Annotated in this window: 12 protein-coding genes and 1 tRNA gene; 2 read left to right on the top strand and 11 right to left on the bottom strand. The window is 69.5% G+C overall.

What is annotated here, in order from left to right:
• Positions 1 to 7 precede the first annotated feature (7 nt).
• The 9 genes from mnhG to ACPL7H_RS01935 all read right to left on the bottom strand — a co-directional run bounded on the left by mnhG (position 8) and on the right by ACPL7H_RS01935 (position 8,470).
• Positions 8 to 382 (bottom strand): monovalent cation/H(+) antiporter subunit G, encoded by a 375-nt coding sequence (gene mnhG / locus ACPL7H_RS01895; protein ID WP_424788710.1) that lies wholly within the window; start codon positions 380 to 382, stop codon positions 8 to 10.
• Positions 379 to 729 carry a monovalent cation/H+ antiporter complex subunit F gene (locus ACPL7H_RS01900; RefSeq protein WP_424788711.1) on the bottom strand — a complete coding sequence of 117 codons (351 nt, stop codon included), beginning with the start codon at positions 727 to 729 and terminating at the stop codon, positions 379 to 381. The genes mnhG and ACPL7H_RS01900 overlap by 4 nt, the downstream gene beginning before the upstream one ends.
• On the bottom strand, positions 726 to 1,391 hold the full coding sequence (locus tag ACPL7H_RS01905; RefSeq protein ID WP_424795465.1) for a Na+/H+ antiporter subunit E: 666 nt from the start codon (positions 1,389 to 1,391) through the stop codon (positions 726 to 728). The genes ACPL7H_RS01900 and ACPL7H_RS01905 overlap by 4 nt, the downstream gene beginning before the upstream one ends.
• Entirely contained in the window at positions 1,388 to 2,920 is a 1,533-nt protein-coding gene (locus tag ACPL7H_RS01910; RefSeq protein ID WP_424788713.1) for a Na+/H+ antiporter subunit D, read from the bottom strand. The genes ACPL7H_RS01905 and ACPL7H_RS01910 overlap by 4 nt, the downstream gene beginning before the upstream one ends.
• Complete coding sequence (locus ACPL7H_RS01915) at positions 2,917 to 3,486, bottom strand: Na(+)/H(+) antiporter subunit C (protein ID WP_424795466.1); 570 nt, start codon at positions 3,484 to 3,486, stop codon at positions 2,917 to 2,919. The genes ACPL7H_RS01910 and ACPL7H_RS01915 overlap by 4 nt, the downstream gene beginning before the upstream one ends.
• Positions 3,483 to 6,467, bottom strand: coding sequence for a Na+/H+ antiporter subunit A (locus ACPL7H_RS01920; protein ID WP_424788715.1), 2,985 nt, complete (start codon positions 6,465 to 6,467; stop codon positions 3,483 to 3,485). Before ACPL7H_RS01920 ends, ACPL7H_RS01915 begins: the two co-directional genes overlap by 4 nt.
• A gap of 227 nt (positions 6,468 to 6,694) precedes the next feature.
• Positions 6,695 to 7,741, bottom strand: coding sequence for a hypothetical protein (locus ACPL7H_RS01925; RefSeq protein ID WP_424795467.1), 1,047 nt, complete (start codon positions 7,739 to 7,741; stop codon positions 6,695 to 6,697).
• Positions 7,742 to 7,743: 2 nt separating this feature from the next.
• On the bottom strand, positions 7,744 to 8,325 hold the full coding sequence (gene dcd, locus ACPL7H_RS01930; RefSeq protein ID WP_424788717.1) for a dCTP deaminase: 582 nt from the start codon (positions 8,323 to 8,325) through the stop codon (positions 7,744 to 7,746).
• Between the two features lie 71 nt (positions 8,326 to 8,396).
• A tRNA-Gly gene (locus tag ACPL7H_RS01935) sits at positions 8,397 to 8,470 on the bottom strand.
• Between the two features lie 206 nt (positions 8,471 to 8,676).
• Between ACPL7H_RS01935 and ACPL7H_RS01940 the strand changes: the two genes are divergently transcribed.
• Positions 8,677 to 10,359 (top strand): NAD-binding protein, encoded by a 1,683-nt coding sequence (locus ACPL7H_RS01940; RefSeq protein ID WP_424795468.1) that lies wholly within the window; start codon positions 8,677 to 8,679, stop codon positions 10,357 to 10,359.
• 30 nt (positions 10,360 to 10,389) lie between these two features.
• Here the strand turns inward: ACPL7H_RS01940 and pgi are convergent, their stop codons facing one another.
• Positions 10,390 to 12,069 (bottom strand): glucose-6-phosphate isomerase, encoded by a 1,680-nt coding sequence (pgi, locus tag ACPL7H_RS01945; protein ID WP_424795469.1) that lies wholly within the window; start codon positions 12,067 to 12,069, stop codon positions 10,390 to 10,392.
• A 147-nt stretch (positions 12,070 to 12,216) separates the two neighbouring features.
• Here pgi and ACPL7H_RS01950 point away from each other — a divergent pair, with 147 nt between their 5' ends.
• Complete coding sequence (locus ACPL7H_RS01950) at positions 12,217 to 12,717, top strand: phosphoribosyl-ATP diphosphatase (protein WP_424795470.1); 501 nt, start codon at positions 12,217 to 12,219, stop codon at positions 12,715 to 12,717.
• Here ACPL7H_RS01950 and ACPL7H_RS01955 read toward each other — a convergent pair.
• Positions 12,706 to 13,425, bottom strand: a complete 720-nt coding sequence (locus ACPL7H_RS01955) for a M50 family metallopeptidase (protein ID WP_424788721.1) — start codon at positions 13,423 to 13,425, stop codon at positions 12,706 to 12,708. The two genes, ACPL7H_RS01950 and ACPL7H_RS01955, sit on opposite strands and share 12 nt — an antisense overlap.
• Positions 13,426 to 13,547 lie beyond the last annotated feature (122 nt).

The following is a 13,547-nucleotide window of genomic DNA, read 5'->3' on the forward strand; positions in this document are numbered from 1 at the left end:
GGCACGTTCAGGCCTGGGTGTCCTCGATCTCGGCGCGCGCGGCCTCCAGGTCCTCGGTGAGTTCATCGACTCCGAGCAGGTCTGAACGCACCTTGTCGGTGCGGTACCCTGCGCGGCCCACCATGTGCGCGGCGATCGGAGCGGTCACCAGTTGGAAGATGATCACCGGGAGCACCTTCCAACCCACTTGCCAGGATCCCAGCGTCAGGGCCAGCCCGTTCATCATCAGGATGATGCCGAGCACCTGAGGTTTGGTGGCTGCGTGCAACCGTGACAGCAGGTCCGGGAACCGGACCATCCCGATCGCTGCGACCATCACGAGCGCGCTGCCGGTGATGAAGAAGGCAGAGGCGACGATCTCGCGCAGCAGTTCCGAGTTCATCGCTCGTCCTCCTCGGCATCGTCATCCAGCGCATGCCTTGCCTCGAGCCGTTGGAGTTCCTCTTCGCTGAGGATCCGGCCCTCATCCTCCGGCTCTGCGGCCGCGAACCGCGCCAGGGTCACCGCCGCCACGAACCCGACGATTGCCATCACCGTCAGCAACGGCACCAGGTCCACCCGTCCGGTCGTGGCCGACCACAGGGCCACGGTGCCGATCAGGGCCGCGATCACCACATCAAGGCCCACGATCCGGTCCAGCATGCTCGGGCCGCGCTCCACGCGGAAGAGCGCCACCAGGACCGCTCCGACGACCAGGATCCCGCAGATCCACAACACCGGCGCACTCATCGGTCCACCTCCCCAGCGTTGCCATCGGAGGCCCCCGCAGCGCGCCCGGCAGGGCCGGGATCCAGCGCTGCCCGGTCCGGCCCACCCCACCAGCGCCGGCGCGGCAATCCGGCACGGGCCAGGTCTTCCTGGTTGGCCAGGGCGTACAACAGGCGCCGCTCCTGGAGGAGTACCTGCCGGCGGAAGGTCTCGACACCCCCGCTGGTGGGCAGATCGAGCACGTGCACGTAGAGGGTGCCGGTGAGCCGATGCGCCTCCACGATGATCGAACCGGGAACCAGTGAGGTGAAGACCCCGGTCAGGGTGAGGATCAGGTCGGACTCCGAACGCAGCCGGATGCGGATGACGCCGCCCTCGGGGCCCCGGCGCGGGTGCAGCGCCATCTTCGACACCTCCACCGAGGCGAGCAGCACATCGACGATGAAGCGGGCGATCAGCCACACCGCCCCGGGAATACTCACCCGGCCGGCGTATCCGACCGCGGGCATCGGTGTCAACAGCACCAGCAGCACCGCGACGCCGAACCCGGCCAGCACGTTGGCCAGGGTCGGGTCACCCCACAACAGCACCCACAGCGCGGTCATCCACAGCAGCATCGGCCATCGGTTCAGCCAAGCGCTCAGGCCGGTCGGAGCGGACGGGTGGGCAGGCTGGGTTCTCATTCGGGCTCCACCTGGTGGGAGATGCCCTCGCCACGTTCGCCGTCGGGCAGCACCGCCGAGACGTAGGGCGACTGGGCACGCAGGTCCCGCGCGGCCGCGTCGGTGTAGGCGTACAACGGACCGGCGACGACGGCGAGCAGCACTCCGATCGAGGCGATGACCGCTGCGGGGGCGAACATGCTGCGAGGTACGTCGGTCTCTGGCAGAGGCTGGGGGGCCGTCTGCCAGAACGCCTTGTTCCACGCCTTCACCACCGCGTACAGGGTGAGCAGTGACGTCACGAGGCTCGCGCCCACCGCGACATACGCCAGGGACGAATCGTGCTGGATGCCGGCCTGCACCAGACCCACTTTGCCCAGGAACCCTGACATGGGCGGGATTCCACCGAGGTTCATCGCTGGGATGAAGAACAAGATCGCCAGCGCCGGTGCGGCCTTGGTCAGGCTGCCGAGGCGCTCCAACGAGGTGCTGCCACCCCTGCGCTCGATCAGCCCTGCCACGAGGAACAATGCCGTCTGCACGGTGATGTGGTGGGTCACGTAGAAGATCGATGCGGACAGGCCGAGTTGATTCGCGAGGGCGATTCCGAACACCATGTAGCCGATGTGGCTGACCAGGGTGAAGGACAGCAGTCGCTTGATGTCGTCCTGGGCCACGGCGCCGAGGATGGCCACCACCATGGTGACGATCGCGGCCACGATCAGGATCGTGTCCATCCGCCCGTCGGTGAACAGCAGCGTCTGGGTACGGATGATGGCATACACGCCGACCTTGGTGAGCAGCCCGGCGAAGACCGCGGTGACCGGTGCCGGGGCTGTGGGATAGGAGTCGGGTAGCCACATCGACAGCGGGAAGACCGCCGCCTTGATGCCGAAGGCCAGTAACAACAGGATCTGCAGCACCAGGGAGACATTCGGATCGATCTCCGCCAGGCGCACGTTCAACTGCGCCAGGTTCAACGTGCCGGTGGCCGCGTAGATCATCGCGATGGCGATGAGGAACAGCATCGAGGACAGCAGCGACACGATCACGTAGATCGACCCGGCCCGCATCCGCGAGCCCGTGCCACCCAGGGTGAGCAGCACGTAACTCGCCGCGAGCAACATCTCGAACCCGACGAACAGGTTGAACAGGTCCCCGGTGAGGAAGGCGTTGGACACACCGGCGGCCAGCACCAGGTAGGTGGGGTGATAGATCGCCACCGGGGCGCCCTCATCGCCGTCGGCGAGACCCTGGGCCACGGAGTACAGCAACACCCCTAGCAGCACTACTGCGGAGACCACCAGCATCAGCGCGGAGAGCCGGTCGGCCACCAGCACGATGCCCACCGGGGCGCTCCAGTTGCCGAGGTTGACCACCTGGGGTCCCTGGGCGTGGGTGATCGCCACCAACGCGATCGCGATCCCCAGGACCACGGTCAAGGTGGTGACCGAGGCCGCCAACTGTGCTTTGGGACGGCGTGCCATGGCCAGGGCGAAGCCGGCAGCGAACAGGGGCAGGATCACCGGCATCGGTAATAGCCAGTTCATGTGGCGCCCCCCTTCGAGTCGGGGGCGCCGGGGACTGCTCCACCCGGGCCCTCGGCTGACGAGTCGTCGGCGCTCACGTTCGGGGTGGACGGGGACGGCTGTTCCTCGATCCCCGGTTCCTCGGTCTCGTCACGGGCCTCGGCGGCCTCGACAGCCAGGCTCACCCCGAGGTCGTCGTCGCGGGTGTCCAGTTCACCGCGTTCCAGGCGCTGAGCCAGTCGGCGGTCCTCCAGGTCGTCCTGCACCTCGTCGTGGCCGTGCAACTGCCACGTGCGATAGGCCATGGCCAGCACGAACGCGGTCAGCCCCAGGTTGATCACGATCGCGGTCAGCACCATCGCCTGCGGCAGCGGATCGGCCATCTCCTCCTGTGGCCCGGACCCGAGCAGCGGAGGGCTCGCGGCGGCACCGCCGGCGAGCAAGAACATCAGGTTCACTCCGTTGCCGATGAGGTAGATGCCGACCAGCACCCTGGTCAGGCTCCGCTCGAGCAGCAGGTACACCCCGGCACCGAACTGCACGCCGACCGCGATCACCAGGGCCAGGCTCGGACTCGCTTCGATCATCCGCCCGCACCCCCTACGCCGGCTCTCAGGTCGTCCAGCACGTCGGCGTCACCGACCGCAGACCGGGGGGAGTCGTGCGCGACGTCGGGGGCGGCCCGCCCTTCGGCCTCACCCTGACGGTCCACTTCGGCACCCAGGGTCCGCAGGATGTCCAGGACGAGTCCGATGACGATCAGGTAGACCCCGATATCGAACGCCAGGGTGGTGAGCAGGTGGATCTCGCCGAGGATGCCGAGGTCGAGGTCCAGCCGGAAGGACTGCAGCGCCTGACCGCCGAAGAACAGCGGGGCGATGCCGGTGCCGGTGGCCACCAATAGCCCGCCGCCGAGCAGCCCACCCGGCTGCAGCGGCAGCGCCTCACCCAGTTCGTAGCGGCCCCCGGCCAGGTACCGCACGATCAGCGCCACCCCGGCGATCATCCCGGCGATGAACCCGCCGCCCGGGGCGTTGTGTCCCGCGAACAGCAGCCACACCGACAGCACCAACATGGTGTGGAACAGCATCCGAGTGATCACTTCGAACATCACCGAGCGTCGATACGGTGCCAGGGTGACACCACCGGGCAGCCACGGCTGACCCCGCCGGCCGGCGATCGGTGTGCCGGGTTCTCCCAGTCGTTGCATCGCCGGGTCCGGGGTCAGGCCCCTGCTCCAGGTGCGGGGACGCTCGGGGTCGTAGTCGCTGACGCGCTCCACACTGCGCTGCCGGTGCCGCAGGAACACCAGGGAGGCCACCCCGGTGGCGGCGACCAGCAGCACCGCGACCTCACCCATGGTGTCCCAAGCGCGCATGTCCACCAGGGTCACGTTGACGATGTTGCTGCCCCAACCGAACTGGTAACCCTCGGTGAGGAGGTCCTGGGAGATCTGCTCGTGGATCCGGGTGCCGGGGATGGTCAGCGCGAGCATGGACATCAGCACACCGGCACCGATGGCGATAACGGCTCGCCACCATCGGCTGGCCACGAGGGGCCGGTTGGAGAAGTAGGCCGGCAGACGGCGCAGCACGAGCAGGAACACCACGATCGTGACGGTCTCCACCAGCGCCTGGGTCAGCGCCAGGTCCGGGGAGCCGTGCAGGGCGAAGAGCAGCACCACACCGTAACCGGCCACCCCCATCAGCACCACGGCCTTGATCCGGCGCCGGGCGCGGGTGACCAGCAGCGCCGAGATCACGATCACCGCAGCGATCGCGCCGGAGACCGGGGAGTCCCACAACCTGACCTCCCCCGGGGTGACCCCGCCGGTGAACATCGCCGTGGTCACCAACGCCATCCCGACCAGCAGGATCACGCCCAGGTAGACCGGCAGTGCACCGCTCTGGGTGTAGGAGGTCAGCGAGGCCGAGAACCGGTCCAGCAAGCGCATCGAGTCGCGGTAGGTACGGTCGGCATCGACCGGCGGGCTGATCGCCTCCTGGAACCGCTCCACCATCGGGCGGCCCAGGGCGAGCAGCGACCCGAACACGATGATGAGCCCCGTCAGTCCCAGTGGGATACCGAATCCGGCCCACAGGGTCAGGTGCCCGGGCTGCCCCACCGGGTAACTCAGGGCGTACGGGGCGAGCAGGTACTCCCCCAGCGCGGGCAGCAATCCGGCGATCAGTCCGCCGGCGGCCAGCAGGTTCGGGGAGATGAACAGCCCGACGTGCTCGCGATCGAGCGGGGTCTCGGGCACTCCCGCCTTGCGGGCGTAGGCGCCCCAGAGGAACCGCACACCGTAGGCGAAGGTGAGAACGGAACCGACCACCACCACGACCATCAGCACCCAGTGGCGCGCTTCTCCGCCGTCGTTGAGCGCCTCCAGGACTGCTTCCTTGCCCACGTAACCGGCCGCCGGCGGCAGCCCGACCATGGAGATCACCGCGAGCAGCCCGGGAACGAACGCGCCCTTGAGATTGCGGGCCAGACCGGACAGTTCGCGTAGGTCCCGGGTGCCGGCGGCGGCGTCGATGACGCCGACGGTGAGGAAGAGCGCCGCCTTGAACATCGCGTGCGCCCCGAGCAGGGCCAGACCGGCCAGCGCGATACCGCGGTCGGGCTGGCCCACGAGCAGGATGAGGAAGCCGAGTTGGGAGACGGTGCCGAAGGCGAGCAGGAGTTTCAGGTCGTGCTGGCGCATCGCCCGGTATCCGCCCAGCAGCATCGTGGCCGAGCCGCTGATCAGCACCATCCAGTACCACACCGGGTTCTCGGCGAAGCCGGGCGCGAGACGAGCGACCAGGTACACACCGGCCTTGACCATGGCGGCGGCGTGCAAGTAGGCACTGACCGGCGTGGGCGCGGCCATCGCACCGGGCAGCCAGAAGTGGAACGGCACCAGGGCGGACTTGCTCAGCGCACCCAACAGCACCAGTACCAGGGCGGCGGCCAGCAGCGCAGAGTGCTCCGGGGGCGCGGCCACCAGTTCGGAGAACCGATAGGACCCGCCGGGCATCTCTCCCAGGATGACGGCACCACCGAGCATCGCCAGGCCGCCGCTCACGGTCACCACCAGGGCTTCCATCGCCGAACGGCGCGAGCCCTTCCGCTCGAAGTAGTGTCCGATCAGCAGGTAGGAGGTGATCGAGGTCAGTTCCCAGAACACGAACAGCACCAGCGTGTTGTCCGTGGCGACCAGACCGAGCATGGACCCGGCGAAGGCGACGAAGGTGGCGGCGAACCGGTTCAGGTACTTGGCGCCGCTGGCGAAGTACCACGCGCAGTAGAACAGCACCATCGACCCGATTCCGCCGACCAGCAGCATCATCAGCCAGGTGAGACCGTCGACGCGGAAGTCCAGCGTGGCATCGAGCGTGGGGATCCAATTGACCTGGACATGGACAGGGCTGCCGTCCATGATCTGGCGGGTATGCGCCAGCGCCCACACCGCCACCGAGAGGGGAACCAGTGCCAGCACGATGAAGCCGCGCCGGCCGAACACACGCATCAGCGTGGGGGCAGCCAGAGCCGCTACCAGGTGTAGCGCCAGCAGCTGCAGCACGTCCGCTCCTCGGGGGTGGTGGGCGTGGTCAAGTTGTGCCCATCATGCACCGATCAACCCCGGGCATGGCCGTGTCTTCGCCCCGGGGAGATGTGGGCATGTGGGCGGTGCGATCCGTCGGTCATGTTATCAACGCGCGCCGGTACCCCGACCCGGGCCCAGGATCCGGGACCGGTTCCCGGCGCTGACCCACCCTCGCGGTGGGCAGCCTCACACCCTGTTCGCCCTCAGTCGCTCTCGCTCGGGTCCACATCCAGTCCCAGGTCCACCAGGAAACCGTCATCGTCGGCCACCACCCCACCCACGGCGGCCAGCAACGCCGCCGCGCTGTCCTCGATCAGGGCGCGTACCTGCTCCGGGACGGCCGGCTCCTCCTCGCCGGCCTCTACCGCTACCGGGTACCAACGCAGGTAGTAACTGAGCAGACCCTGCCCGGCCCACTCCACCCCCGACAGCACCGGGGGCGCCACGTCGGTGGCTTCGACCTGCACCGAGATCACGCCGTCGTCCCCGAAGTGCCACAGGGCGCCGTAACTCTCGTGCACCTGCTCGGCGGCAAGGGCCGCGGCGTCGAAGGCATCGGCGCGGGCGTGCAGTTCGGACCGCTCGGCGCGTTCGGCCTCGCTCAACTCCTCCGGCGCGGTGGGGGGCATCGGCAGAGGAGCCCAACCGGTGCTGGTGAGGATCTCCAGTCCCGGAAGCACCTCACCGAGCACCACCTGCAGTGCCTCGGGTTCCAGCCAGACGGCGCTGTGCACGATCAGGTCCACGAACGGGGCGGGATCGGGCACCAGCACCATGCCGGAGCCCCCGGTGCGCAGCGCACCACCCAGTCGGCGGGCGACGGCGAAGAGAAACTCGACCACATCGGCCTCGTCCCCCTCCGGGGTGCCCTCGGCGAAGGCGTCCAGGAGACCGCCCAGGCCGCGCAACTCCTGCGGCACCGGTCCGGCGCGGAGCACCGGGGCGCGGGCCAGGTAGGCCTCCTGGGCTTCCTCCGGCACGTCCAGCGCGGCGCGAGAGTCGTCGTCCAGCAGCCACGGGCCGGTCAGCCAGGCGCCGGGGATCAGGTCGATGGTGTGCTCGTCGCGGCGGGAGGCGCCCGGGAAGCGGCTCAGCGCCAGAGCCTCCACGTCACCCGGGTCGATCCCGGGGCCGACCAGGAGCAGGTGATGGCCCCAGGCCAGATCGGGGTCGAGGTGAGCCCGGGCGGGATCCTGCGCGGCCCGGTCGGTGCCGTGGCCGGTGGCGCCGTGCTGCTGGGGGGCGGACATGCTCACGGCTGGATCCGGGTGCGGTGGAAGTTCAGGTAGGAGCGCGAGGCCGTCGGGCCCCGCTGGTCCTGGTAGCGCGAGCCCTGGGCGCCGGAGCCGTAGGGATGCTCGGCCGGGCTGGAGAGGCGGAAGTAGCAGAGCTGGCCGATCTTCATCCCGGGCCACAGCAGGATCGGCAGGGTGGCGGTGTTGGACAGTTCCAGGGTGACGTGGCCGGAGAAACCCGGGTCGATGAAGCCGGCGGTGGAGTGGGTGAGCAGGCCCAGCCGGCCCAGACTTGACTTGCCCTCCAACCGGGCGGCGATGTCATCGGGCACGGTGATCAGTTCGTACGTGGAACCGAGCACGAACTCCCCCGGGTGCAGCACGAACGGCTCATCCGGCTCGGCCTCCAGGAGCCGGGTCAGGTCGGGCTGATCGGCGGCGGGGTCGATCACCCGGTACTTGTGGTTGTCGAACAACCGGAAGAACCGGTCCAGGCGCACGTCGACGCTGGAGGGTTGGACCATCGAGGCCTCGAACGGGTCCAGGCCGAGGCGGCCGGCGTCGAGCTCGGCGCGGATATCACGGTCGGAGAGGAGCACGGGGCCACGGTACCGCTCCGGACGGCCCGCGCGCGGCCGGGAACCGGCCGAGCCAGGACCTGGCGACCACCTGGAGCGGGTGACGGGAATCGAACCCGCGCTATCAGCTTGGGAAGCTGAAGTTCTACCATTGAACTACACCCGCGAGCGCAGCGATGAGACTGCGACCGGATCCAATATACCTGCAATCCTGCCGCGGCCGTCACAGCACGGCCGACCGCCGTCGACCCGGCGCCGTGCCCCTCGCCGGGGCATCCGGTTGTCACCAGGGACCGGCTGCTCTACGCTCGATCACCGGTGTGCCGGGAAGTCTGGTCGGCGACGATATCCCGACGTCCTGAAGGGACCGGAATGGACGGCAACGGCAGGTCCGACATCAAGCGTGCTCGGGCGATCGCCCGCCGCCGACGCCGCAAGTTCGCCGCCGCCCTGCTACTCACCGGACTGGCACTGGTGGGCGGGTCCAGCGTGCTGTTCCAGGTCCTGATGGCCACCGAGGGCCAATCCCACTCCTGGACCACCGCGATCTACTGGACCCTTACCACGATGTCCACGCTCGGCTACGGGGACGTGACCTTCACGTCCGACCTCGGCCGGATCTTCTCGATGGTGGTGCTGCTCAGCGGAGCGGTGTTCATCCTGGCACTGCTGCCGTACTTCGTGATCCAGCACGTCCTGACCCCGTGGCTGGACCGGCGTGACGCGGCACGGGCTCCGCGCCGCGCCCCGCCGCAGATCCGCAACCATCTCATCCTCGTGGGCGCGGACACCGTCGTCGAGACGCTGGTCGCGCGCGCCAAGCGCTCCCGTGTCCCCTGCGTCCTGGTGGTGGATCACCCCAAACAGGCCGGGCTGCTGCACGACCGCGGCTACATCGTGGTGCTGGGGCCGTTGGACTCGGTCGACACCTACCGCAAGGCGGGTGTGGAGCGGGCGAAGATGGTGGTCTCGATGCTGCCGGACACCACCACCACGAACGTGGTGTTCACCGTGCGCCAGATCGCCAAGGACGTGATCGTGGCGGTGACGGCGGACAAGGCCGCCTCGGTCGACGTCCTGGAACTCGCCGGCGCCGACCACGTCCTGGAGCTCGCCACACAACTGGGCCGGGCGATGGCGGGCCGCGTGCTCGGCACGACCGGGCGTGCGCACCACATCGGGGCCTTCGGCCGGACCGTCATCGCTGAGGCGGCGGCCCGGCACACCGAGTTGGTGGGCATGACGCTGGAACAGGCCCGCGCGGAAGTGAGTTGCCGGATCCTTGCGGTCATGCGTAAGGGCAGGCTGCGGCCGACGAAGCCGGACCCTGGCATCGACGCGGACACCGTGCTGGTGCTGGCGGGCACGGCCGACGAGGTGAAGGAGTACGACGCGCGGTTCCAGGTCCCGCAGAACCACGATGACCCGGTGCTGATCATCGGCGGCGGGCGGGTGGGCCGCGCGGCTGCCAAGGCCCTGACCGAGACCGGCGTTCCGTCCACGATCGTGGAGCAGGTTCCCGATCGAGCCGGGTCGGTCACCCGCGTCGTCGAGGGTGACGCCGCGGACCTGGAGGTGCTGCGCTCAGCCGGATTCGACACCGCACCGGCGGTTCTGGTCACAACGCACGACGACGACCTGAACGTCTACCTGAGCCTGTACTGCCGGCGGCTGCGCGATGAGGTCCAGGTGGTCTCGAGGGCTACCCACGAACGCAACGTGGCCACGCTCTACCGGGCCGGGGCCGACGGGGTGCTCTCCTACGCCACGATCGGTGCCACTGAACTGTGGAACCGCGCGACGCTGCCGCACCGGATGGTCATCGCCGAGGGCAACGAGTTGTTCCTCGTTCCCCGCCCGGCGGCACTGGCCCGGCTGCCGGTGCGCAACCCGGAGGTGTTTCAGCAGACCGGCTGCCAGATCGTCGCCGTGACCGACGCGGACGGGACGCTGCTGCGTGACTCCGAACGGATCCCGACCGGCGATGGGCAGCAGTTGCTGCTCCTGGGCGACCGGCACGCCGAGGAGCGGTTCCGCGCCAAGTACCCCGGCTAGCCCCCGCCGGCGTAGGGTGCTGCGCCCCGCTCAGTGCCTGGCGTCCCGGTAGTACCGGATCAGCGCCTGGGTGGAGGCGTCCTGGGCCGCGAGCGCCTCCTCATCCCCGGTGACCGCCGGGGCGATCTGGCTGGCCAGTTCCTTGCCCAGCTCCACCCCCCACTGGTCGAAGGAGTCGATGCCCCAGACGATGCCCTGAGTGAAGGTGATGTGCTCGTACAGTGCGATCAACTGACCCAGCACCGACGGGCTCAGCGCCGGAGCCATGATCGAGGTGGTGGGCCGGTTGCCGGGGAAGGTGCGGGCGGGCACCACCGCCTCGTCGGTGCCTTCGGCCCGCACCTCATCGGCGGTCTTGCCGAACGCCAGCGCGCGGGTCTGGGCGAAGAAGTTGGCCAGGAACAGGCTGTGCACGTCCACGTGCCCGTCCTTGCGGGGGTCGGCGGGGTTGGCCACGGCGATGAAGTCGGCGGGGATCAGCCGGGTGCCCTGGTGGAGGAGTTGGTAGAAGGCGTGCTGGCCGTTGGTGCCCGGCTCACCCCAGAACACCTCACCGGTGTCGGTGGGCACGGGTGAGCCGTCCCAGCGCACCCCCTTGCCGTTGGACTCCATCGTCAGTTGCTGCAGGTAGGCCGGGAAGCGGTGCAGGTCCTGGGCATAGGGCAGCACCGCGTGGGTGTGCGCGCCCAGGAAGTTGACGTACCAGATGTTCAGCAGCCCCATCAGGGCCGGCACGTTGTGCGCAATCTCGCTGGTGCGGAAGTGCTCGTCCACGGCGTGGAAGCCGCCGAGGAACTCGGTGAACCGCTGCGGTCCGATCGCGATCACCAACGACAGCCCGACGGCCGAGGGCACCGAGTAGCGCCCGCCCACCCAGTCCCAGAAGCCGAACGTGTTGTCGGTGTCGATGCCGAAGTCGGCCACCCTGTCCAGTGCGGTGGAGACCGCCACGAAGTGGCGGGCGACGGCGTTGGTGCGCTCGGCCTGCTCGGTCCCGATCACCCCCCGCCGGGCAAGTTGCTCCCACAACCAGGTGCGGGCCATCCGGGCGTTGGTGAGGGTCTCGATCGTGCCGAAGGTCTTGGAGGCCACGATGAACAGGGTGGTCTCGGGGTCTACGCCGGCCAGGGTGGCGGCGATGTCTGCGGGGTCGATGTTGGAGATGAATCGCACCTCGATGTCCTCGGCCACGTAGGACCGCAACGCCTCGTAGGCCATCACCGGGCCCAGGTCGGAACCGCCGATGCCGATGTTGACCACGGTGCGCACGCGCTTGCCGCTCAGCCCGGTCCACGCCCCCGAGCGCACCTGGTCGGCGAAGGTATACATCCGCTCCAGCACCTCGTGCACGTCGGCGTCGACGTCCTGGCCGTCCACGACCAGCGCCGGACTCCGATCCTTGGGCCGGCGCAGCGCGGTGTGCAGCACTGCCCGGTCCTCGGTGGCGTTGATGCGCTCCCCGGCGAACATCGCGGCGATCCGCCCGGGCAGGTCGACCTCTTCGGCGACCTTGGTCAGCAGCCTGAGGGTCTCGTCGGTGATGAGGTTCTTGGACAGGTCCACGTAGAGGTCCCCCACGGTGTGGCTGTACCGTTCGGCGCGGCCGGGGTCCCGGGCGAACCAGCCGCGCAGGTCCGGCTCGAACGACTCGGCGTCGGCCCGCAGGGAACGCCAGGCGTCGGTGGTGGTGACATCGATCGGGGTATTCACGGGTGAGCTCCTTCGAAACTGGTACCTACCCTCACCGTATTGCCCGGGCCGCTGCGGCGCTCCCCGCCCTGGCCTCGCATGTTCGGCACCGGACCGGGCCCGGCGCGGCCTGGGCGGCAGAACCGCCCGGCCTTCTACTGCGGGGCGATGCGCTCCGACACCGGCCACCCCGACCGACCCACGCCCCTGCACTCGGGTGATGAACCCGAGGCGCTGGTGCGACAGTTCCACCGCACCTGCGGGCTACCGATCGCCCAGGACGGACCGTCGGTGGATCGTGAGCGTGTGCACATGCGCATGGCGCTGATCGCGGAGGAATTCGCCGAGCTGGTCGGCGCGGTGTACGGTCCGCGGGCGGAGACCTTCGTGACCGAGGCGTTCACCCGCGCGGTCGACGCCGACGACGGCACCCGGGACACGGTCGGTGCCGCCGATGCGCTGGCTGACCTGGTCTACGTGATCTACGGGATGGCGCTGGAGTGCGGACTCCCGCTGGCCCGGGTCCTGACCGAGGTGCAGGCCTCGAACATGTCGAAACTGGGCTCCGACGGCCGGCCGATCTACCGCCCCGACGGCAAGGTGCTCAAGGGCCCGGACTACTTCCGGCCGGACGTGGCGGGTGCGCTCGGGCTGGGTTCACAGCAGTAGCCGCTGGGCCTCGGTCACCACCAGGGCGGTGGCCGCGGCCAGCACCAGCGCGAACGTCAGCAACCACACCACCCGGGGCAGCGGCGTCAGGCGCGCCAGCACCGCCGGATCCGAGCCGCGATCCCGGCCCCGCCAGACCGAACCCAGGTGCCGCCAAGCCCCGATCAGCAGCAGCAGGCCGGTGGCCACCAGCACCTGCATCTGCAGCACCACCGACCCCGCCCACCACAGCCACAGCGCGCCGGCGCTGACGGCCAGCATCACCAGGGCGGTCAGCACCGATCGCACCCGCACCCAGGAGATCAGCAGGATCACCAGCACCGCCGTCAGCACCGGTGGCCCCAGCCCCCGCGTGGCGGTCCACACCAGCAGCGCGCCCAGGATCGCCGGAGCCGGATAGCCGGCCCAGGTGGTCGCCACCAGGGCGGCCCCGCGCGGTTTACCCCGGGTGACGGCGTGCCCGGACATGTCCGCCCGGAGGACGAAGCCGGTGAACGTGCGCCCGGTCGCCAGGCCCACCAGAGCATGCCCGAGTTCGTGCACCAGCGTCACCGCCAACCGGACGATCCGCCACAGCGGACCCACGGCCACCAACGCCAGCGCGATACCCGCGCTGATCAGCAGGTGCTCGGGTTCGACCTGACCGGCCTGGCTCGCCGGAACCGGGACGATGCGCTCGGAGATCTGGGACCAGGACGGGACATCCACGCAGTCACCCTAACCGCGCCCGGGGGCGGAGCCGCGCAGACCTACCGCACCGGCACCCGGCCGACCGCACATCCCCGGCCGGGTGCGCCCACGCCATGCCGGCACACCCGCCACGCCGGCAC

The sequence above is a fragment of the Pseudactinotalea sp. Z1732 genome (genome assembly GCF_049724975.1).
Taxonomy (GTDB): domain Bacteria; phylum Actinomycetota; class Actinomycetes; order Actinomycetales; family Beutenbergiaceae; genus CALKWS01.